Origin of the sequence: Pseudomonas sp. rhizo25 (assembly GCF_031931935.1) — a bacterium.
Classification (GTDB): domain Bacteria; phylum Pseudomonadota; class Gammaproteobacteria; order Pseudomonadales; family Pseudomonadaceae; genus Aquipseudomonas; species Aquipseudomonas synxantha.
Genome location: NZ_JAUJXA010000003.1, coordinates 494,744 through 516,228 on the forward strand (window position 1 = coordinate 494,744; position 21,485 = coordinate 516,228).

Genomic DNA, 21,485 nt, shown 5'->3' on the forward strand with positions numbered 1-21,485 from the left:
TTATTAGGCGGATAGCATGATCGACACCATCGACCAGCAATTGATCGCGGCCTTGATGGACGACTCGCGACTGTCCCTCAAGGCGCTGGCGGGCATCACCGGGCTGTCTTCACCGAGCGTCAGCGAACGCCTGCGACGCCTGGAAGAACGCGGAGTGCTGACTCACTACACCGTCGTTATCGACCCCAGGCATTTCGGCTATCTGCTGCAAGCCATCGTGCGCATCCGCCCCCTGCCCGGCAAATTGCAGGAGGTGGAACGTCAGATCCAGGCGATCCCCGAGTTCACCGAATGCGACAAGGTCACCGGCGAGGATTGTTTTATCGCACGCCTGCATGTGCGCACGATGGAGCATCTGGACGTCCTGCTCGACCGGCTCAATGCCTATGCCGAAACCAACACCGCGATCGTCAAGAAAACACCGGTAAAACGGCGTTTACCGCCCTTGGCTGATTAGCGACAAACTGAGCAATTCGCCGACAGGCTTCGGCCAGACGCTCCTCACCCAAGGTAAACGACAGCCGGACGAACCCCTGGGCCGGCTCGCCAAAGGCCGCCGCGTCCAGCACCGACACCCCGGCCTCGCGAAACAGGCGCCAGGCAAACTCCAGGGAGCTGAGGCCTGTGCCACGCACATCCACCAGCACAAACATGCCCGCTTGCGGCGCCTGTACCTGGATGCCTGGGCAAGCACTCAGTCCAGCCACCACCAGGTCGCGTCGGCGCCGGTAGATCTCGCGCATGCCTTCAGTCACCTGGTCATGGGCCAACACCGCCGCCGTCGCCGCCTCCATCACAAAGCCCGGCAAGCCGTAGAGCATGCTCAACATCAGGGTTTCGGCGTGCTTCACCATCTGTGGCGTGGCGATGAGCCAACCGATACGCCAACCGGTCATGGCATGGGACTTTGACAAGCTGCCGATGACGACACAGCGCTCAGCCATGCCCGGCAGCGCCGCAAGGCTGTGGTACTGGCCGTCAAACACCAGGCTTTCGTAGACCTCATCCACCACCACCCACAGGTCATGGGCGATCGCAAGGTCGGCGATGGCTTGCAGTTCCTGCGGGTTGAGCACCACACCGGTGGGGTTGTTCGGGTTGGAAAAGAACATCGCCCGCGTGTGCGGGGTGATCGCAGCAGCGAGCAGTTGTGAATCCAGGCGAAAGCCGGATTGCGCACTGCATGGCACTCGCACCAAGGTCGCACCGCCGGCCTTGAGCGTGGCCTCGTAGGTGACGTACATCGGATCGAGCACCAATACCTCGTCGCCAGCCTGCAGCAGGCACAGCGAGCTGATAAACAACGCATTCTGCGCACCGGCAACGATGATCACGTTGTCGGCCGTCAGCGGGCGATCCAGGGTGTTGCTGTAGCGCGCCGCGACCGCCTCGCGCAGGGCCGGGCGACCGGGGATTTCGGTGTAATGGGAGTCGCCCATGTGCAGGGCGTTGACGGCGGCGTCGGTGATGAAGGATGGCGTGGCGAAATCCGGGTCGCCGACGCTGAGGATAATGATGTCTTCGCCCTGGCTGGCCGCCTGGAACGCAGCGTGGTGGATATCCCAGGCGGCGACGCCCTGCCCTGCAATTCGTTCGACGAAGGGGGAAAACCGCATGCCAGGGCCTCTGGTTCAAAATGAAAAAGCGTGGACCCGTTAATAGGTGAACGGGAAGGAGGATTCAACATAGTGCATACCCAGCACTCGTTCAACGGCCAACATGTGGCTGTAATCACATTGAACCTGCATCCCTCGGCCGTCCTCAAACCTGCATAGACCACGGCCCTGGAACACGCTCGATGACTTTTATTCTCTGGATGGCCGTGCTCGGCGCCGTATTGCTCACCCTCGCCCTCACCTCCTCCTACCTGCGCTGGATGCCCGTGACCACCTCGGCAGTCTGCCTGCTGCTGGGCATCGCCATCGGCCCGTTGGGCGTGGACCTGTTGCACCTGGATATCAAGGGCTCGGCGCGCTGGATGGAGCACTTGACCGAAGTCGCGGTGCTGTTTTCGCTGTTTGTCAGCGGCTTGAAATTACGCCTGCCACTGCGCCATCGCACTTGGCGCATTGCGTTTGGCATGGCGGGGCCAGTGATGTTGCTGACCATCCTCGGCACCTGCCTGGTGCTGCACTACCTGTTGCAACTGTCGTGGGGCGTCTCGCTGCTGGTGGGCGCCATGCTCGCGCCGACCGACCCGGTGCTGGCCGGCCTGGTGCAGGTCAACAATGCCCAGGACTATGACGCCCTGCGCTTCGGTTTGTCCGGCGAGGCCGGTTTGAACGACGGTACAGCCTTCCCCTTTGTGATATTCGGCCTGCTGTTCATGCAACACGGCGGGTTTGACGGCGACTGGCTGGGCGGCTGGGTACTGAAAAACCTGCTATGGGCGGTGCCGGCGGGGCTGCTGATTGGCTACTGGATGGGGCGTGGCATTGGCCGGGTCACGTTGCGCATGCGCATCACCAATGCCGACAGCACCTTGTCGCCCAATGACTACCTGACCCTGGCACTGATCGCCCTGGCTTACGTGGCAGCTGAAGCCGTCGGCGGCTACGGCTTCCTTGCCGTGTTTGCGGCGGGCTTGGGTCTGCGCCAAGCGGAGGTCAAATCCACCGGCAACGCCGATACACCGGCCGAACACCTGGCGCAACCGGTGGTGGGTCACCTTGAGGTGGAACCTGAACAGGCCCTGCACGGCGACGTCAGCCAATTGCAGGACACGCAAATCGCCGCCGGAGTGATGATGAACGACATGCTGTCGTTCGGCAGCCTGGTGGAGCGTTCCATGGAAGTGTTCCTGGTGACGCTGTTGGGCATCGTGCTGGTCAGCCACTGGGACTGGCGCGCGCTGGCGGTGGCGGCGTTGCTGTTCGGGGTGATTCGCCCGGTCAGTGTATTTGCCATGCCTTGGGGCGGCCTGCTGGACCGTCGGCAACGCGGGCTGATGAGTTGGTTCGGGATTCGCGGGATCGGTAGCATCTACTACCTGTTCTACGCGCTCAACCATGGGCTGATCGGCACCAGCAGCACGGTGGCGGTGAACCTCACCCTGTCGGTGATCGCCCTGAGCATCGTCGTTCACGGCCTGAGTACCCAGCCGATGCTGGGCTGGTATGAACGACGTGCCGGGGCGAAGGGTCAGTCCTGATTTTCGGTATTGCCGACGTCCGCCGCCTCATCCAGATCATTAAGCGGGACTTCGGCATCATCCATCAATGAACCCGGGTCTTCATTGCCCGGATCGTTGAGTTCGTCGTCGAGTTCTTTTGACATGAGCCTCTCCTCTAGCCGCCTTGGGTATCGATATCCGCATCGGTTTCAGGCTTGGGCTCGCGCTCAGGCTTGAAGTCTGGACTGTAGTCGTTTTCCTTGGCCTTGGGGTCGCTATCGGCCTTGGGGTCTTTGGGGGCATCGGCAGCGGTGCCGGGAGCCGGCTCGCCACCGTCGATGGCGGGATCATTACGATTGTCGAGCTGGGGGTCTTTGCTGTTGGTCATGGCGCACCTCTTTGCAGCGCTGGGGGAAACTGTACGGCATAGAGGTAAGGCGCCACGTCAGGCAATGAAGTTCATTCCAATTGCTCATCGCAACGGGTTGTCGACCTGGATATAGAAGGCATAGATCCCCAATACCAGCCAGAACACCATGAACAACCACGGCGCACGCATGGAGAACAGCAGCGACTTGCGATAGCCCTTGTGCGTCGACTCCATCTCGGAGAACAGTGGCGATTCATCGTAGGCCATGCCCATCACCGGTTCACTGCGCAGCAACTCGCTTTGCTTGTAGTGCCAGTGGTCGATGATTTCATAGGCGGCACGTATACCAGGCCAGGCGTTGAGCGAGCTTAAGATACCCAGCGCGGCGAGGATCACCGGCACCACCAGGGTGAACAGTTTGCCCCACTCCGGGTTGAGGTTGCCCATGCCGGAGACAAAGGCAATGACCAGGAATGACTGCGCCGTGAGGTAGGCGTCAGTGCGGTTGGCCAGGATGGAGGTTTCGTACTGGATCTCTCGGCGATAGAAGTCGAGACGGTCCTTGGGCGAGCCGAAGATCTTCGCGTTGTGCTCGCTGTGGTCGGTCAGGGCCGCTTCGGGCGTGTTTGGAGAGATGATTCTGGGCACGACGGGGCTCCACACGATAACTAATCTGGTTAGAAGACGTGGGCTTCGATGAAGTTCAAGTTTGTTCACGCCCAGGGTGGAACGAACACGCTTTGAATGTGGGGCTTACCCCCGACAGCCATAGGTATCTACACAACTTTGGTACACCGCTGCTTCTCTGGCAAGGGAGCTTATAGCTATCTAACTGAAGCACCGCGATCCAAATGTGGGAGGGGCGGTGCGACGATTCGACTTGCCCCCGATGGCGGCCTGACAGCCGAGCAGAATGTTGGATCAGACCGAGTACATATCCGTTATTTGGGCAACGGCCACTATTGGTTCCGCTTTTACAGCGGGTCACTTTGAAAAGCGCAAAGTAACCAAGCGCTCTTGCCCCACCACTCGGCACCTCGCCCAGGCTCGGTGTGCCCGTAATCCGCCATGGATTTGGGGGGCCGCCGCCACGCGCCATCCATGGCGCGGGGCGGCTAAACCGGCATCCCTGCCGGCTTACCCCCCAAATCCCTGTCGAATTCCGGCCAGCGTGGTTTAACGGGGCGCCTGAGATCAAAATCAAAAGCAGATCAAGATCAGGAGCGGCTCGCTGCGCATCGTGGTTACGGTCGGCTGCTACGAAGTTGTGTAGATACCTATGCGATCCAAATGTGGGAGGGGGCTTGCCCCCGATAGCAGTGTGTCAGTCAGCACATCTGTAGCTGACCCTCCGCCATCGGGGGCAAGCCTCCTCCCACATTTTGACCGCCGTACGTCTGTCAGTTATCGATCGCCCACCAACGCGGCAGCAATTGCCGTACCCGCGCTTCGCCGAAACGGTCATCGATCAACATCACCACACCGCGATCCTGTTGACTGCGGATCACCCTGCCCGCGGCTTGTACGACCTTCTGCAGGCCAGGATAAAGATAAGTGTAATCGTAGCCGGCGCCGAAGATCGCGCCCATGCGTGCCTTCATTTGCTCGTTGACCGGGTTCAGTTGCGGCAGGCCCAGGGTCGCAATGAAGGCGCCGATCAAGCGCGCACCGGGCAAGTCGATGCCTTCGCCAAACGCACCGCCCAGTACCGCAAAGCCAATGCCTTGGCTGTGCTGGGTGAACTGGTCGAGAAAGGCCTGGCGTTCGGCCTCGGCCATGCCCCGAGATTGCAGCCACTGCGCAATCTGCGGGTGCCGCTCGGCCAACAACTGCGCCACCTGTTGCAGGTAATCGAAGCTGGAAAAGAACGCCAGGTAGTTACCCGGCTGCTCGACAAATTGCCGCGCAATCAGCTCGACAATAGGCGTAAGCGAGGCCTGGCGATGCACGAACCGGGTGGAGATGGCATCGACGATACGCACCTGCAATTGCTCGGCCTTGAACGGCGACTCCACATCGACCCAGGCGGTGTCCGCTGGCATGCCGAGCAAGTCGGCGTAATAGTGACGCGGGCTCAAGGTTGCGGAAAACAGCACACTGCTGCGGGCTGCGGTCAATCGGGGCCGGATGAACTCGGCCGGCACCACATTGCGCAGACACAGGGTTGAGCTGCTGCGCTTGCCGTTGAACTGGCGCTTGCTGATATCGAAGATGAAATGTTCATTGAACAGCTCCGCCACTTTGGCCCATTGCAGGGCTTCAAAGTAGAAAGCCTGCAGGTCGCCGCTGAGGGCTTCGGGGTGATCGTTGAAATAGTCGCCCATGGCGCTGATGCACAGGCTCAGGGCTTGCAGCAGTTTTTCGGGCCGGCTGGCATAGGCCTGGTACGGTGCGACTTGCTCCTTGTGCAGGGCGTTCCACTCGCGGTTCAGGCGCTGCAAGGGTTTCTTCAGCGCCTCGGGCGCCGTGTCACGCAGGGTCTTAAGGCTGTATTGGTCAAGGCTGGCGCTGTACATCGAACGGGCCCGTTCCACCAGGTTATGTGCCTCGTCCACCAGCACTGCGACGCGCCATTGGTTCAACTGGGCGAGGCCGAACAGCATGGCGCCGAAATCAAAAAAGTAGTTGTAGTCGGCGACCACAAGGTCGCTCCAGCGCGCCATTTCCTGGCTCAGGTAATACGGGCACACCCCATGGGCCAAGGCAACGTCGCGCAGGCTGCGTTGATCGAGCAGGCGCACTTGGGACGCGGCTTGGCGCGCGGCGGGCAGACGGTCGTAAAAGCCCTTGGCCAAGGGGCAGGATTCGCCGTGGCAGGCTTTGTCCGGGTGCTCGCATGCCTTGTCCCGGGCCACCAGCTCAAGTACCCGCAGCGGCAGATCGGGGCTGCTGGCGTACAGCACCTGGGCAGCGTCCAGGGCAAGCTTGCGTCCAGGGGTCTTCGCCGTGAGAAAGAACACTTTGTCCAGTTGCTGTGGCGCCAGCGCCTTGAGCAGCGGGAAGATGGTCCCGACGGTCTTGCCGATCCCGGTGGGCGCCTGGGCCATCAGGCAACGGCCGGTACTCACGGCTTTGTAGACCGATTCAGCCAAGGCACGTTGCCCAGGACGAAACTCGGCATGGGGAAACGCCAGGGCTTGGGCGGCGCTGTTACGTGCGGTGCGGTGTTGCATTTCCTGCCGGGCCCAGTCCAGGAACAGCGCGCACTGCTGCTTGAAGAAGTGCTCCAGGTCTGGCGCGTTGAAATGTTGGTTCAGCAGGGTCTCGCCTTCGCCGACGATATCGAAGTACACCAGCGCCAGGTCGATGTCGTCGAGGCCGAGTTTCTGGCACATCAGCCAGCCATACACCTTGACCTGCGCCCAGTGCAGTTGCCGATGGTTGGCGGGCTGGGCGGCGAGATCGCCACGGTAGGTCTTGACCTCTTCCAGGCGGTTGGCGTCGGGATCGTAGCCGTCCGCCCTGCCCCGCACTTTGAGCTGCAGGTATTCGCCCTCGAGGGCGACCTCGTTCTGATAGTGCGCGCTACGCCGGGAAGCCACCGTGCGGTGACCGACGATCCCTTCCTGGGCGCTGGGCGATGGCGTAAAACGCAGGTCAAGGTCGCCGACCTTGGCGGTGAACTCACACAACGCCCGCACGGCCACGCTGTAGCTCAAGCGCTCTGCTCCGCCCAGCGCACGTAGCAGACCGTGACCGGCATCTGGTACTCGGCGCAGAACGCCAGCCAACGCAATTGGTTGTCTTGCAGGCGGTCGCCGGGGCCCTTGACCTCGATCATGCGGTAGGTCTTTTGTGCGGGCCAGAACTGGATCAGGTCCGGCATCCCGGCGCGGTTGGCGCGGATGTCCACCAGCAGGCGCGCAAACCAATGGCGCAGGTGTTCGGCGGGCAGGCAGGCCAGGGCTTGTTCCAGCAGCTCTTCACTGAGCAGGTTCCAGAACACGAACGGCGACTGGATGCCCCATTTGTCCGCGTAACGTTGGCGGATGGTGGCCTTGTAGCGCTCATCCTCCAGTTGCTCGAAGCAGGCAGCAAACAAGGCTTCTCGACGTTGATGGAAGTCCTCGCTGTGCAGGTCCGCCGGCCCACGCTGGAACGGGTGGAAGAACGCCCCCGGCAGCGGCGCGAAAATCGCGTCCCAACACAACAGGCCGAACAGCGAATTGATCAGGCCGTTCTCGACGTAATACACCGGTGCGTCCGGCTCGTTCAGATGCGCCTGCACGCAAAATTCCACCGACATCATCGGCTCCGGCACCAGTGCCAGGTCCAGGCGCGCAACGGCCTGTGGCTTGGCCTTGGGCAGCGCCGGCTCGCCCAGTTTGCGCCGCAAGCGGGGCAGCACCCGTAGCAGGTGCTGGTGCTCCGCGGCACTTTCCGGGGCTTGTTGGGCGGCGATCGCCAAGGCCATGGCCTGCGCGTAATCCTCCTGGCGCTCCAATACACGGATCAACCGCGCCCGTGCGCCGGGATAGGTGCAGTGTCGGTAAACCTGTTCAGCCAGCGCCAACTCGCCACAGCGCTCGCCATACTGGCCGATCTGGAAGAGCAGTTTGGCGCGACGTTTTTCCAGCCAGGGGTTATCGGTATGCAGCGTGGCGATGTGTGCCAGCACCGCATCCAATGCCTCACCGGCTTCAAAGGCTTGCTGACATTGGTGCAGGAACAGGAAGCCCTGCACGTCGTCACGGGTGCGCAAACCACGTGACTCGGCGCAGAACGGGACTTTTTCATAGGTGTAGATGCCCAGGTCTGCCAGCACGAATTCCGACCAGTCCTGATGCAGATTGCCGAAGAACATCAGGCGCAGGCGATCACACAACTCCATCACCGTGAGGCTATAGAGCACATCGTCGACATCGGGACACCATTGGGCAAAACTGCGCTGTTCGCTGAACTGCGTGGCCAGTGGCTCGAGCCAGGCTGCCTTGTTGGCCTTGGGCTGGTCGATCCAGGGCCTGAACGCATTCAGGATTTCGCCTTTTTGCAGCAAGGTGAACAAGGTCGCAAACGGCAGCGGACTTTGGTCGTCCACCCAGCCCAGTTCGCGCAACGGGCCCACCGCTGCATGGGGGCAACCGATTTCCAGGTAATTGAGCTTGGCACCGCGAAAATGCACGCCCTTGCGCATCACCATGCGCACCAATAACGCCTGTGACGCCTGGGGCAACCTGTCAAATTGCTGAATGAAATGCTCTTCGTGCGCCTCGAGCAAATCGGCATAGCGCTGCCCCAGCCAAGCCAGCACCTGGCGGAAGTTATGCAAGTAATACAAGGGGTTTTCGAGGGTGTTGACCATGGCGCAAGGCAATCAAATACTGGTTATGCATACAGAGTGCCGCTGCTAAGGGCTTGTTGCAATCGGTAATAGATAAATGGTCCCTGCAACTTTTTGTAAAAAAGCGATCAGATGAGGGAGTTGATCGCGTAATATTTGTCGCCCCCAGCCATGGGTGGCGGGACTTTTCAGGGTTAAGGTAAGGGTAATGAACATGAAGAATTTGGGGCTTCCACTGGTTGCGCTCACTTTTCTGGTATTGGCCGGTTGCTCCACGCAAACCGTCGTGACATTGCAAAATGGTACGCAGTATTTGACCAAGGACACACCCAACGCCAAGACAGCCGACGGCTTCTATGAGTTCACCGATATTGCCGGCAAGCGCATTCGCATCAAGGCCGATGATGTGGCCACGGTGCGCAAGGAAAACTAATCTTTCCAGGCGAACCAGGATCAAATGTGGGAGGGAGCAACCCCCCTCCCACAGTTTTCAACCGCATTCCAACTTAAGCGATAACAATCCCCTCCCCCGACACACTGCTCACACCCACCAGCGTCACCGAATCCGCGCCAAAGCTGATCACCGTGTCTGCGCCCACCACCTTGGTGTGCTCGCGATAATCCGTACTGCCCTGCACATCGGTGAATACCAGCTTGTCGGTTGCTTGATAGCCAATCACCCGATCATTGCCAAACTGCCCGCTGAACAAAAACGTGTTGTGCCCGCTGCTGTCGCGGATGGTGTCATTGCCCTTGCCGCCTTCGATAAAGTCCGCGCCCCTGCCCCCCTTGATCAGGTCATTGCCATTGCTGCCGATAATAAAGGTGTCGCCCTTGTGCGCCTCTGCGTTGCGATTCAAATCCTGCACCCAGGTGGTGGCCCGTGCCGGGTCGGACAGGTTGGCGACGATCACCGTGGAGTCGCGGGTCATTTGCTCGTAGAAGCCGGAATCGAGGATGCGGGTCATGCCGTCGCCGTAACCGGTGGGCAAGTGTGAAACCCAGGTCGACAGGTTGAGGATGGAAAATGGCAGCACGTTCCACAGCGTTGACGCGTAGTGGTCGTTGAAGCTGACGATATTGTCGGTGCTCGATTCGTGGGGCGTGTCGTGCACACCCAGGGACGACAGGTTGAATGACGAGCCATCCAGGGCGCGGAACACCGGGTCGTTTTCATAGCCGACGTTCAGCACCTTGTCGCCGGCGCTCTGGGTGGGTGAAGCATAGGCCACGTAGTTGGCGTCCTTATAGAACCCCGACCATTTGCCGTCGCTCAAGTCGGCCATGCTGTTGACCGCCAGGCCGCCCAGGCTGTGGCCGCTGACCACCACGTCGTTGCCACTCAGGCCTTGGGCCGTGGCGTAGGCCGCGACGTTGCCGAGCAAGTTGCCAAAGGCTTCGCCCGTGTAGTTTTTCGCATAGTCCTTGGGCCCGAACGCGGCCAGCAGGTCGCTGATCACGTCGCCGATGGCGTCTGTGACCAGGTTTTCCCGAGGTCCCGACGTACCACGAAAGCCGATGCCGACTTCCTGCAATTTACCAGCGTCATCGTACTTGCCCAGCACCTCGACCTGCGCCGTGGCGTAGGCAGGCTTTTCACCGAAGAAAGTGCCCCGGGCATCAACCTTGCCGCTGTAACCCAGGGTATCGGCGCTGATGGGGGTCCAACCGGCTTTTTGTACCGCATCGAGGGCGGCTTTTTCCGCGTCGGGGTTCCAGGGGATACCGGGGATCACCCCTTGGGAATCGCTGCTGCCAATCAGCGCGCCGACCAGTGTGGCCGGCAGGCCAAGGCCGAGACCATTGTTCTGGTAGCCGACGGCAAAGCCGTGATCCAGGTTGTGGTAGGCATACACCGTGATCGCCAGGGCATCGGCGAACAGCGCCTTGGAGTCCTCGGTAGCGAGGTTTTTATAGTCAAAGATACCCATTGGTAGTGCCTCTCTGTTGTTGGATTTGTAGAGAAAGCCAAAACACCAGTAGCCCCCTGATGGCCACCGTGGGCGCCATCAGGGGAGTGACGCCTTTAGAACGCCCAGTCCAGGCTCAAACCGACGCCGTGCACTTTCTCCTTGCTGGCCAGCAGGCCGTTGTAGTCGAAGTTCACCCGCGCCTCCTTGCTCAACGCCAGGCTGACCCGTGCCCCGACCAGTGCGGCATCGCGCACCATCGGCGCACTTTCCACGCTGAACGAAGGGCCACCGGAAGCGAACGCCAGGTGCTGCTCGGAATCGGTGCTGCTCAGGTTGTGCTGCCAGCCCAGGGTGCCGGACACCTCCAGTTGCTGCTGGTCGTTGACGTTGAAGGTTTTCAAGGCACGCACACCCAGGGTGCTCAACACCAGGTCGCGGCTGTCATCGCCACTTTTCAGCGCAGCGGCATCGCCCTTCTCCTTGAAGCTGTCAGTGTCCAGGTGCACGTAGGCCAGGTTGGCGAACGGCTCCAGGGCCAGCGGTTGCAGGTTGATGCGATACGCCGCCTCGGTGAACACCTGGGTGCTGTGTGCATCGACCTTGGCCTTTTGCTTGCCGCTGACATCGCCGTATTGCAGGTCGCGCTTCACATCGGCACGGTGCCAGCTGTAGGTTGCGCCACCGCTCAGGCGCCAGGCGCCGATTTCATGCCCGGCATAGGCTCCGAAGTGGTAGCTGTCGACCGAGGCACGGCTGTGGGTGTCGCTGCCCATGTTCAACGACGTGTCGCTGTAACCCGCCACCAGGCCGATGCGCGTGGCGTCGTCGAGCGCCCCGTCCACCCCGGCGAGCATGCCGCCGATGGAGGTGTTATAGCCTGCCGTGTCGCTACGGCTGTCAGTCTTGCCCCAGGCGCCCAGGGCCTTGACCCACACGTTGCCGCGGGTGTCGATGGCTTGGCTGGTGGCGCCCATCTCGCCATTGCGCAGGCGCTCGCCTACCGCTTCGCGAACGTAGCGGCTGTCATTGACCAATGCGGTTTGCAGCGCTGGGTAGACTTCACCACTCAGTTGCTGGAATGCACCCTGGGCCGAGGCGGCCGTGGGAGCCAGCAGCAAGCTTTCATACACACCATTGCCCGCGCCCAACTGCTCGGCGGCGGCGGCCACGGCGCGCTGGTTCGGCGTAGCGGCCACACTGGCGAAGCTGTTGGTGCGCGTCACGTCCAGCTGCACACCATTGGCCGCGTAGTTCAAGGTGCCGCCAACAAACAGGTAGTTGGGCAATACCGCACCAAAGCTGCCGGTCACACCACCTGCCGCTTGCAGGATGTTGTATTGGCGGCCGATCAGACTTTGGGCCTGGGTCGCGCTCAACAACGTCGGGCTGTTTTCCAGGGCCAGGGTCACGGTGCCGCCGTTAAGCGTGGCGGTACCACCGGCGACGATGCGGTCGCTGCTGGTGGGCGACAACTCCACGGCATAGGTCGAGCCCGGCTCAAAGGTGACGTTACCCGCCACGTTCAAGGTGCCGATGGAATTACCCGGCGCCACGGTGCCACCGTTTTTTGCGGTCAGCGAACCGATGCGCCCCGAGCCACCGAGCACGCCGGCCTGGCCGACGCTGACGTCGGAAGTCAGCGAGCCGTTGATTGCCAACAAGCCCTGGTTGACCAGGGTCGGGCCGCTATAGGTGTTGGTGCCGGTCAGCACCAGGGTGCCGATGCCCTGCTTGGTCAGGCCGCCATGGCCCGAGATGTCGTTGCTCCACACATCCAGCCCGCAGTGCACATCGTTGCAAATCCGCTGGGTCGGCTTACCGGCATCTACCACTGCGCCGATCCCCGGCAGGTCCGCCACGAACTGGCCGCTGCCGTAAGCGCCATCGATACGGAACTCGGCGGGAATATCCTCTGCGGTGACAAACATCCCCGGCCCGTTGACCGCCTTGCCCAGGTTGATCATGCCCCAGCCGTACAGCGAGTCGATGCCCGGCGCGCCGAGGTCGGTGGCGGTGGTCTTGAGCAGCGTGGAGATCTGGTCGCCGCTCATGTACTGGAAGCGCTCCATCAGCACTGCTGCAGCACCTGCCACATGGGGCGCTGCCATGGAGGTGCCGTTTTTGTTGGCCCAGTCGGTGGTCAGGTTGGTGAGGTCGGTGCCATTGATGATCGAGCTGTAGATCTTGGTGCCGGGTGCCGACACACAAAAGCTCGCCGCATAGCCGCAGCGCGATGAGAAGGTGCTGATCACATAGGGATTGGGGCTGGTGGTGTCCGGGTTCTGCTGCAACGCCGCCACTGACAGCCAGTTCGGCGCAATCTGCGGCACAAAATAGGCCAGGCCGGAAATCGCATCCGGGTTGTTGAGGTTGTAGTCGTTACCGGCGGCAAAGATTGTCAGCACACCGCTGCGCGCCGCATCGATGGCACCTTGATAAGCACCGCCTGCGATCGTGCCGAGGATCGGCCGGATCGTATTGAACTGCGCCTGGGCTTCATTGACGGTGAAATTGGGGAACGCCGGATCGCGGCCGCCCTTGGCATATTGATCACCAATGCCAATGCCCCAGCTGTTGTTGATGATGCGTGCGCCACTGGCGACCAGCCCATCCCAGCCCGCTTTGTACACCGCGCCGTCGTTGCCGAGGATGATTCCGTCTTCCGGACCCGGGTCACCGTTTTCGGCGGTAAGGATTTGCGCATTGAACGCCACGCCATGCATCGGCCCGCCATCGCGGTTACCCGCGGCAATGCCGCCGACGTGGGTGCCGTGGTTACCCAGCTTGCCGTTGGAGTCCTTGGACGGCGTGCCGTCGTAGCGGAAGGCATCGCCGGCCTTCACCGGGATATACGGGTCGGTGTATTGGCGGATGCCCTCGGTGACAATCGTCACCACCTTGTCGGGGCTGGCGAACTCCGGATGCTGGGCGTACACCGGCTGGTCGAAGATCCCAAGCTTGACGCCCTTGCCGGTGTAGCCGGCGGCATACGCGGTGTCGGCGTGCACGGCGCCCAGGCCCCAATCGGCCTTGAACTCATTGCTGCGCCAACTGGCGGCGTCGCCGAGCTTGCCAGTTTCTACGTAGGGTGCGGCCTGGGCGGTTCCCAGGCTGGCCAGGCAACACAGCAGCGCGCCGTATGGCACGCAGCTCAGCGCCTTGAGCGGGTAGCCCGGGCCGGTGTGGATGGCGATGGTTAACCCTGACTTGCGTTTTTTCACGGTGACCTTCCTTAGTTTTCTTATTGCCGGTAGGTGAATCACTTTCCCTGTGGGATGACTGTAGGAGCGAGCCTGCTCGCGAAAAACGTCAACGATTACGCGTGCTTCCTGAATAAACGCGTCGCCTATGGTTTTTTCGCGAGCAAGCTCGCTCCTACAAGTATTAGGGCTGCGTCTCCCACATTTTCTTCAGAACTGCCAGTTCAGGCTCAAGCCCACGCCTTGGGTTTTCTCGCGCCCACCCAATTGGCCGTTGTAATCCAGGTTGACCCGCGTCGACGCATTCAGCGCCAGGCTGGCCTGTACGCCCACCAGGGCGGCGTCACGCAGCAACGGCGCACTGCGCACGGCAAATGAAGGCCCGCCTGCGACAAACGCCAAATGTTCTTCCGACTCCACCGCCGTCAGGCTGTGTTGCCAACCCAACGAACCGGACAGTTCCAGTTGCTGGTGGTCATTGAGGGCCAGGGTTTTCAAGGCACGCACGCCGAGGGTGCTGAGCACCGCATCGCGCCGGTCACTGCCACGCTCCAGGGCGGCGGCATCACCTTTTTCGTGGAATGACTCGCTGTCCAAATGCACGTAGGCCAGGTTGGCGAACGGTTCCAACGCCAGCGGTTGCAAGTGAATGCGGTACGCCGCTTCGGTGAACAGTTGCGCGGTGGTCGCATCCAGCTTGGTTTTTTGCTTGCCGCTGACGTCCCCCAGTTGCAGGTCGCGCTTCACATCGCCGCGATGCCAGCTGTAGGCACCGCCGACACTCAGGCGCCAGTCGCCCAGTTCGCGCCCGGCATATGCGCCGAAGTGGTAGCTGTCGATGGACGCCGATGAGTGCGTGCCACTGCCCATGTTCAACGAGCTGTCGCTGTAGCCGGCGACCACACCCACACGGGTCTGCTCATCCAGTGCGCCATCCACGCCCGCCAGCAGGCCACCGATGGAGGTGGTGGAACCCGCCGTTTCACCGCGGCTGTCGCTTTTGCCCCAGGCGCCCAGGGCCTTGAACCACAGGTTGCTTTCACCGCTCACCGGCACATGGCGCAGGCGCTCGCCCACAGCGTTGCGCAGTTGCAGGCTGTCGTTGATCAGCATCGCGCCAACAGCAGGGTAGATTTCGCCGGACAGTTGCTGCAGGCCCTGTTGCGCGGTGGCAACCGACTGCGACTGCAGCAGGCTTTCATACACCGGGTTGCCAGCGCCCAGTTGCTCGGCAGCCGCCGCTACGTTGCGCTGGTTGCGGGTGGCAGCAACGCTGGCAAAACTCGCGTCGTTGCGCCCGACGTTCAGCTGTACAGCATTGGCGGCGTAGTCGAGGGTGCCACCGAGGAACAGATAGTTGGGCAGCACTTGCCCGAATTGGCCCTGGATACCGCCCGCCGCTTCAAGGATCGAGTATTGCCGGCCAATCAGGCTTTGCACCTGGCTCTGGCTGAGCAGCGTCGGGCTGTTTTCCATCGCCAGGGTGACGGTGCCGCCGCCCAATACCGCCTTACCGCCCGCAACAATGCGGTCGCTGCTGGTGGGCGTCAGTTCCACTGCATAGGTCGAGCCCGCACCGAGATTCACATCCCCCGCCACCTGCAAGGTGCCCACGGAATTGCCCGGTGCCACGCGGCCGCCGCTGTTCACCGACAGCGCGGCGATGCGCCCGGAGCCGCCGAGGGTACCGCTGTTGTTCACCGTGACCGCCGAGGTCAGCGAGCCATTGACCGCCAGCAGGCCGCCGTTGACGGTGGTCGCGCCGCGATAAGTGCTGTCGCCGCTGAGCACCAGGCTGCCGGCGCCGGACTTGATCAGGCTGCCCTCGTACACGCGTTTGGCGGCGGCCTGGTCGCGGGCGTTGCCAATGGCGTAGTCGGTCTGGTCCTGCTGGCTGGCATTGGCGCCCACGCCGTTTTGCCAACCCTTGTCGATCAAGGTCTGCTGCCAGGCGGTGTGCTCGGCACGGTCCTCGGCCTGGCGCTGGAGCAAGGCTTGGTCGGAGATGCCATTGCTCCACACATCGCCCTGCCCGGCTGCCAGGCTCACATCCATGACCCCGAGCAGTTGCCCCGGCCCATGCATCGCCCTGCCCAGGTCCGGCACGCCCCAGCCGACGATCGCGTTGGGCGCCTGGGTGATCGAGCCGTCGAGCTGCGTGGCGGTGGTCAACAGCACCTGCAGCGCCTGCTCATTGGTCATATAGGGATAGCGTTCCATCACCAGCGCCAACGCCCCGGTGGCATGGGGCGCCGACATTGAGGTGCCGGACTTGACCCCATAACCGCCGTCGGGAATGGTGCTGTTGATCAGCGCGCCGGGAGTGGAAATGCACCAGTATTTGGCGATGCCGCACTTGTTGTACTTCTGGTTATTGGCTTTATCCAGCCCTGACACCGCCAGCCAGTGGCCTTCCAGTTCCGGTTGGAAATACGGCAAGGCCGAGCGCACGCTGGCATTCGCATAACCGCTGTTGCCGGCGCTGAACACATTGATCACGCCGGCCTTGGCCACATCCGCCGCGGCGTCCAGCCAGGTACCCTGGTTGTAGTGCTGGGCATAGGCCTTGTGCAGGTCATCCAGGGTCTGGTAGCTGACGTCCTTGGGCTGGCTGCCCCAGCTGTTGTTGATAGCGCGCACGCCGGAATCTAACAGGGCGCTATACACCGACTTGAAATACTTGGGGTCCGGGGTCGGCCCGAACAGGGAGCTGTCGTTGGCGTTGGTGTTGCCCACATAGACTTGGGCGTTGTAGGCCACCCCATGCATGCCCACGCCGTCGCGGGCGGCGCCCATGGTGCCGGTGACGTGGGTGCCGTGGGAGTCGTTGTTGGGGTTGAGCGCGCCCGTGGTGCTGAAGGCGCTGCCGTCGACGTAGGTGCCGGTGGCGGTCACCCCATGGAAGCGGTCCTTGGCGGCTTCGGGGTGGTTGGGGTCGAAACCCGAGTCCAGCGCGCCGATTTTCACACCTTTGCCGCTGATCCCGGCAGCGTAGGCTTCGTCGGCCTTCATCCGCCCCAGGCCCCAGTCGCTCTGGTACTCGGCCGAACGCCAGCTGGCCGGGTTACCCGGTTGGCCGGTCTCGGCGTATTGCGCCTGTGCCGCAACGGACAGCAGCAGCAAGGAGCCGGCGGTGAAGGGTTTGAAACGCGGTGAATCAGTGATCATTTAAACCATCCTTATTTGTTGTTATGGATGCTCATTTCACAGGGCCGAAGGCCTCGTCCACCTTGGCCAGGTCGGTGTCGCGCAAGTTGCCCGCGTAGTAGTGCAATTTGGTCCAGGCCATCAGGTAGTCATACCGCGCCTGGGCCAGGTCGCGGCGGGTGCTGTACAGCTGCTGCTCGGCATTCAGCGCATCGAGGTTGACCCGTTCGCCGCCGAGGATGCTCTGCTTGGTCGAAACCACCAGGGCCTCGGCCGAGACCAAGGCTTTCTGGTAAGCGCGCAGCTTGCTCACCCCCGACAGGCAGGCACTGAACTGACGCCGCAATTCGATCAGGGTTTCGCGGGTCTTGCCTTCCAGCTCGTACTCCGCCTGCTCCATGGCGCGGCTGGCCTGGCGGGTGGAGGCCGAGATGCCGCCGCCGGCATACAGCGGCATGCTCACTTCGACGCCGATGGTGTTGGTGTCGTAGCGTTGGTTGTAGGTATTGCCGCTGTCGGATTCCTGTTTGCGCGAAGTGGCATAGGCGGTGATTCTCGGCAAATGCCCGGCGCGGTTGCGTTCTACCTCATAGCGCGCCACTTCCAGGGATTGGCGCTGGGAGGCCAGCACCGGGTTGTTGGTGAGCGCCAGTTCATGCCAGGTGTCGTAGTTGGCCGGGGTCAGGGTGAACGCGGCAAAGCTCTGGTTCAGCGGCGCCAGGTCATTGATGTTGACGCTTTGCACGCCAATCAATGCGCCCAATTCCCGCAGCGAGGCGTCCTGCTCATCCAGGGCCTGGATCTCTTCGGCGGTGGCCAGTTCATAGCGCGATTCGGCTTCCAGGATGTCAGTACGCGTGCCCTCGCCGGCCTTGAACAAGTGCTCGTTCTGCTGGAATTGCTGCTCGAAGGCCTTTTTCTTTGCGCGGGCTATGTCGATCTGATCCTGGGCAAACAGTGCCTGGGTGTAGTAGCTCAGCACCCGCACCAGCAACGCCTGGCTCTTATCACGAAAGCTTTCGTCGGCGAACAGCGCCTGGGCTACACCCTTGCGGTAGTTGGCATAGGCTTCGTAATCGAACAGCGGCTGTTGCAGGCTGAAGGTCGAGCCATAGCTGTTGTAGTTGCGGTCGTCGCGATAGCTGCCGCCACGCCCGTCGGGCAGGTGCGCCTCGGAATTGTTGCGACCCTTGTTGTAGTTGTAGGACAGCCTCGGCAGCAGCCCGGCGCGGCCGATGGTGCGGTTTTCCAGGCCGGCGTCGCGCTCTTTGATAGCACCGAGGAATACCGGGTCGTTGCGCAGGGCCTGCTCGTACACATCGAACGGGCCCATGGCGGCCTGGGCACTGCCACACACCAGCACCAGCGAAATGAACACTGACTTCATGCTCATTCCTCAGTCAACGCGGAGCCGGCGCGATCCAGCAGCGGCTTGAACAGGTAATTGAGCAACGACCGCTCGCCGGTGCGCACGAACATCTCGGCGGGCATGCCGGGCTTGATCACCAAGCCATGGAGTTTTTCCATCGCCGCTTCGCTGACGCTGGTGCGCAGCACGTAATACGGCGCACCGGTTTTTTCATCGAGCATCTGGTCGGCGGAGATCAGGCTGACCTCTCCCGGCACGCGGGGCGTGCGGCTCTGGTTGAAGGCGGTGAAGAGGATGTCCACCGGCAAATGGGGCCCCACCTTGTCCACCAGATGCACCGGCAGATGCCCTTCCACTTCCAGGCGCGTGCCTTGGGGCACGATCTCCAGCAGGGTTTCACCGGCGCGCACCACGGCGCCTTCGGTGTGCACGCTGAGGTTGACCGCGATGCCATCGGCCGGCGCGTTGATCTCGCTGTGTTGCAGGTTGAAACCGGCAGAGGTCAGTTGCTGTTCCAGGGTCAGGCTGCGCAATTGTGCATCGGCCAATTGACTGCGCACCTCCTTTTGATATTCCTCGCCGTGCTGTTGCAGCTTGAGGCGCGACTCGAGGATGCCCTGCTCGATGCGCCCGCTTTCCCCGGCGTTCTGCGCCAGATCCTGTTGCACCTGGGACAACTGGCGCTGGTATTCCATCAGGCGGTTGCGCGGGATATAGCCGTTGTCGGCCAAAGGTTGCAGGTTGCCGAGCTGATCGCGCAGGGATTGGGCCTGGGCGGTCAGGTCACTGCGGGCACGGCGCATGCCGCCCAACTGTGAGGTGGCGCCTTCGATGCTCGCGCGAATCCCGGCCTGTTCACGGGCAAACGCGTCGCGGCGGCTGCTGAACAATTGGCGCTGGCCTTCCAGTACCAACGCCAGGGCCGGGTCGGGGTTGGCGCTCAGCTCAGCGGGAAAGGTGACACCGGCAAGATTGTCGCGCTCGCTCTGCCAACGCGCCACGCTGGCCCAGGCCATGCGGTACTGGGCTTGCAACGACTGCACGTCAGCCTGGTTCTGGGTCTGGTCGAGACGAAACAGCGGCTGGCCTTGCTTGACCAGTTCGCCCTCCTTCACCAGGATTCGGCTGACTACGCCGGGGCTGAAGGTTTGCACGGCCTTGCGCTTGCCGGACACTACTACGGTACCTTGGACAGGAATGCCCTGGTCCAACGGCGCGAGGCTGGCCCAGAGGAAAAACCCACCGGCACCGACAACGGTCAGCAGCCAGCCCATTTTTACGAAGAAGCCAGCGTCGTGTTCTTTAAAACGAGGTTCAACGGTCATGCTGCTCATGCGCCTGGATTCCTTCCGGCCTGGTACTGACGACTGAAACTGACACCGGTTTTTTCTTTCGGCGCTTCCTGCTGCCCGGACAATGCGCGCAGCACTTCCTGGCTCGGCCCGAACGCTTGCAGATGGCCTTCGCCGAGCACCAGCAGCTTGTCAGCCTGGGCCAGCGCCGAGGAGCGGTGGGTCACCAGCACCACGCTGCTGCCCTGGGCTTTCATCTGCATGATGGCGCTGGCCAAAGCGGCTTCGCCGACGGTGTCGAGGTTGGAGTTGGGCTCATCCAGCACGATCAGGCGCGGGTTGCCGTACAGGGCACGGGCCAGGGCCACCCGTTGTTTCTGGCCACCGGACAGGCCGCCGCCGTTGTCGCCCAGCACGGTGTCATAGCCTTGGGGCAGGCGCAGGATCAGTTCATGTACACCGGCCTGTTGCGCGGCCTTGACCACCTGCTCCGGGTCGGCGTCGCGAAAGCGCGCGATGTTGTCAGCGATGCTGCCGCTGAACAGCTCGATGTCCTGGGGCAAATATCCGATATGCGGACCGAGGTCGTCGCGGTCCCAACGATGGATATCCGCGCCGTCCAGGCGCACGGTGCCGGCCAGGGTCGGCCAGACGCCCACCAGCACCCGAGCCAGGGTGGACTTGCCGGAGCCCGACGCGCCCAGCACACCGAGCACTTCCCCGGCCGCCAGGTTGAAGCTGACCTGATGCAAAGTCGCCATGCGTCGCCCCGGCGGACCGGCGCTGACCTGCTCGAAACTGACCTGGCCCTTGGGTGCCGGCAAGGCCATCTGCTCGACTTCCGGGGGGAATTCGCGCAGCAGTTCGTCGAGGCGCTGGTAGGCCAGTTTGGCCGAGCTCCATTGCTTCCACACGGCAATCAGCTGGTCGATGGGGCTAAGTACGCGACCCATCAGAATGGAGCCTGCGATCATCATGCCGGCGGTCATTTCGCCCCTGATCACCAGGAAGGCGCCGAGGCCCAATACCAGGGATTGCAGGCACAGGCGCAGGGATTTGCTCAGGGAGCTGATCACCGAACCGGTGTCGCTGGCCTTGTTCTGGAAACCGAGGAACTGCGCGTGCACCCCAAACCAGCGCTGGCGCAGTGCGCCGAGCATGCCCATGGCCTGGATCGTCTCGGCGTTGTGCAAATGGCTGGTAGCCAACTGGGTCGACTGCTGGGAGAAGATACTCGCCTCGCCCAACGGCTTTTTCGTCAGGTATTCATTCAGGCACGCCAGCCCAATCAACAGCACCGCACCGGCCGTGGCCAGTACGCCGAGCCACACGTTGAAGAGGAAAATCACGAACAGGTAGATCGGAAACCACGGCGCATCGAAGAATGCGAACAGCGCAGGCCCGGTGATGAATTGGCGGATAGCGGTCAGGTCGCCCAGGGACTGCCCGGCATGCCCCTGGCCGCGCTGCAGGTTGCGCTCGAACGCGGCCTTGTAGACGCGCAGATTGAACCGCCGCTCCAACTGGCTGCCAATACGGATCACGACAAAACTGCGCACCACTTCCAGCAGGCCGATAAATGCAAAGAAGCCCACGACCATCAGCGTCAACATCACCAGCGTGGTTTCATTCTGGGAGGACAACACACGGTCATACACTTGCAGCATGTAAATCGACGGCACCAGCATCAGCAGGTTAATCAGCGCCGTAAAGCAGCCGATGCTGATCAAAATACTCTTGTATTCACCCAACGCCCTGTATAAGGGCGCAACCTTATGGGACTTCGCCATATTATTTGATC

14 protein-coding genes and 1 pseudogene are annotated in these 21,485 nt (G+C 62.0%); 3 read left to right on the forward strand and 12 right to left on the reverse strand.

Translation table 11 applies throughout. The annotated features are described in order from the left end of the window. The first annotated feature begins 16 nt into the window (after positions 1–16). Positions 17–457, forward strand: coding sequence for an Lrp/AsnC family transcriptional regulator (locus tag QZR30_RS09235; RefSeq protein WP_046068096.1), 441 nt, complete (start codon positions 17–19; stop codon positions 455–457). Here QZR30_RS09235 and QZR30_RS09240 read toward each other — a convergent pair. Next, positions 456–1,616: pseudogene (locus QZR30_RS09240) on the reverse strand (pyridoxal phosphate-dependent aminotransferase); the annotation flags it as partial. The gene QZR30_RS09235 and the pseudogene QZR30_RS09240 overlap by 2 nt on opposite strands. Before the next feature lie 182 nt (positions 1,617–1,798). On the opposite strand from QZR30_RS09240, the gene QZR30_RS09245 reads away from it, so the two are divergent. Beyond that, positions 1,799–3,151: a cation:proton antiporter gene (locus QZR30_RS09245; protein WP_046068094.1), complete on the forward strand. Its 1,353-nt coding sequence runs from the start codon at positions 1,799–1,801 to the stop codon at positions 3,149–3,151. Here the strand turns inward: QZR30_RS09245 and QZR30_RS09250 are convergent. The 5 genes from QZR30_RS09250 to QZR30_RS09270 form a co-directional block, all read right to left on the reverse strand. Next, complete coding sequence (locus QZR30_RS09250; RefSeq protein ID WP_014718417.1) at positions 3,142–3,276, reverse strand: hypothetical protein; 135 nt, start codon at positions 3,274–3,276, stop codon at positions 3,142–3,144. The genes QZR30_RS09245 and QZR30_RS09250 overlap by 10 nt on opposite strands. A gap of 11 nt (positions 3,277–3,287) precedes the next feature. Continuing rightward, positions 3,288–3,500 carry a hypothetical protein gene (locus tag QZR30_RS09255; RefSeq protein ID WP_046068093.1) on the reverse strand — a complete coding sequence of 71 codons (213 nt, stop codon included), beginning with the start codon at positions 3,498–3,500 and terminating at the stop codon, positions 3,288–3,290. A gap of 84 nt (positions 3,501–3,584) precedes the next feature. Continuing rightward, on the reverse strand, positions 3,585–4,130 hold the full coding sequence (locus QZR30_RS09260; protein WP_043050489.1) for a hypothetical protein: 546 nt from the start codon (positions 4,128–4,130) through the stop codon (positions 3,585–3,587). Between the two features lie 752 nt (positions 4,131–4,882). After that, positions 4,883–7,141, reverse strand: a complete 2,259-nt coding sequence (locus tag QZR30_RS09265) for an ATP-dependent DNA helicase (RefSeq protein WP_311903222.1) — start codon at positions 7,139–7,141, stop codon at positions 4,883–4,885. After that, a complete protein-coding gene (locus QZR30_RS09270) occupies positions 7,138–8,784 on the reverse strand; it encodes a VRR-NUC domain-containing protein (protein WP_046068091.1) in 1,647 nt (548 codons plus the stop codon). The genes QZR30_RS09265 and QZR30_RS09270 overlap by 4 nt, the downstream gene beginning before the upstream one ends. Before the next feature lie 187 nt (positions 8,785–8,971). Between QZR30_RS09270 and QZR30_RS09275 the strand changes: the two genes are divergently transcribed. Beyond that, positions 8,972–9,196 carry a YgdI/YgdR family lipoprotein gene (locus QZR30_RS09275; RefSeq protein ID WP_005788446.1) on the forward strand — a complete coding sequence of 75 codons (225 nt, stop codon included), beginning with the start codon at positions 8,972–8,974 and terminating at the stop codon, positions 9,194–9,196. Positions 9,197–9,269: 73 nt separating this feature from the next. Here QZR30_RS09275 and QZR30_RS09280 read toward each other — a convergent pair whose 3' ends face one another. From QZR30_RS09280 to QZR30_RS09305, 6 genes are all read right to left on the reverse strand, one after another. Then, entirely contained in the window at positions 9,270–10,694 is a 1,425-nt protein-coding gene (locus QZR30_RS09280) for a polyurethane esterase (RefSeq protein ID WP_046068090.1), read from the reverse strand. Between the two features lie 95 nt (positions 10,695–10,789). Continuing rightward, the gene (locus QZR30_RS09285) at positions 10,790–13,897 is read right to left on the reverse strand and encodes an autotransporter outer membrane beta-barrel domain-containing protein (protein ID WP_046068089.1); all 3,108 of its coding nucleotides are present in this window, start codon (positions 13,895–13,897) and stop codon (positions 10,790–10,792) included. Positions 13,898–14,086: 189 nt separating this feature from the next. Then, complete coding sequence (eprS, locus tag QZR30_RS09290; protein ID WP_311903223.1) at positions 14,087–17,044, reverse strand: autotransporter serine peptidase EprS; 2,958 nt, start codon at positions 17,042–17,044, stop codon at positions 14,087–14,089. Between the two features lie 31 nt (positions 17,045–17,075). After that, complete coding sequence (locus QZR30_RS09295; RefSeq protein ID WP_046068087.1) at positions 17,076–18,410, reverse strand: TolC family outer membrane protein; 1,335 nt, start codon at positions 18,408–18,410, stop codon at positions 17,076–17,078. A gap of 2 nt (positions 18,411–18,412) precedes the next feature. Beyond that, positions 18,413–19,726, reverse strand: a complete 1,314-nt coding sequence (locus QZR30_RS09300; protein ID WP_311903224.1) for an HlyD family type I secretion periplasmic adaptor subunit — start codon at positions 19,724–19,726, stop codon at positions 18,413–18,415. Further along, positions 19,723–21,474, reverse strand: a complete 1,752-nt coding sequence (locus QZR30_RS09305) for a type I secretion system permease/ATPase (protein WP_274354713.1) — start codon at positions 21,472–21,474, stop codon at positions 19,723–19,725. Before QZR30_RS09305 ends, QZR30_RS09300 begins: the two co-directional genes overlap by 4 nt. Between the last annotated feature and the right edge of the window lie 11 nt (positions 21,475–21,485).

Coding starts and splice junctions, on each gene's coding strand:
- QZR30_RS09235 (WP_046068096.1), top strand. CDS start 17: ATGATCGACACCATCGACCAGCAATTGATCGCGGCCTTGATGGACGAC.
- QZR30_RS09245 (WP_046068094.1), top strand. CDS start 1,799: ATGACTTTTATTCTCTGGATGGCCGTGCTCGGCGCCGTATTGCTCACC.
- QZR30_RS09250 (WP_014718417.1), bottom strand. CDS start 3,276: ATGTCAAAAGAACTCGACGACGAACTCAACGATCCGGGCAATGAAGAC.
- QZR30_RS09255 (WP_046068093.1), bottom strand. CDS start 3,500: ATGACCAACAGCAAAGACCCCCAGCTCGACAATCGTAATGATCCCGCC.
- QZR30_RS09270 (WP_046068091.1), bottom strand. CDS start 8,784: ATGGTCAACACCCTCGAAAACCCCTTGTATTACTTGCATAACTTCCGC.
- QZR30_RS09275 (WP_005788446.1), top strand. CDS start 8,972: ATGAACATGAAGAATTTGGGGCTTCCACTGGTTGCGCTCACTTTTCTG.
- QZR30_RS09280 (WP_046068090.1), bottom strand. CDS start 10,694: ATGGGTATCTTTGACTATAAAAACCTCGCTACCGAGGACTCCAAGGCG.
- eprS (WP_311903223.1), bottom strand. CDS start 17,044: ATGATCACTGATTCACCGCGTTTCAAACCCTTCACCGCCGGCTCCTTG.
- QZR30_RS09295 (WP_046068087.1), bottom strand. CDS start 18,410: ATGAAGTCAGTGTTCATTTCGCTGGTGCTGGTGTGTGGCAGTGCCCAG.
- QZR30_RS09300 (WP_311903224.1), bottom strand. CDS start 19,726: ATGAGCAGCATGACCGTTGAACCTCGTTTTAAAGAACACGACGCTGGC.
- QZR30_RS09305 (WP_274354713.1), bottom strand. CDS start 21,474: ATGGCGAAGTCCCATAAGGTTGCGCCCTTATACAGGGCGTTGGGTGAA.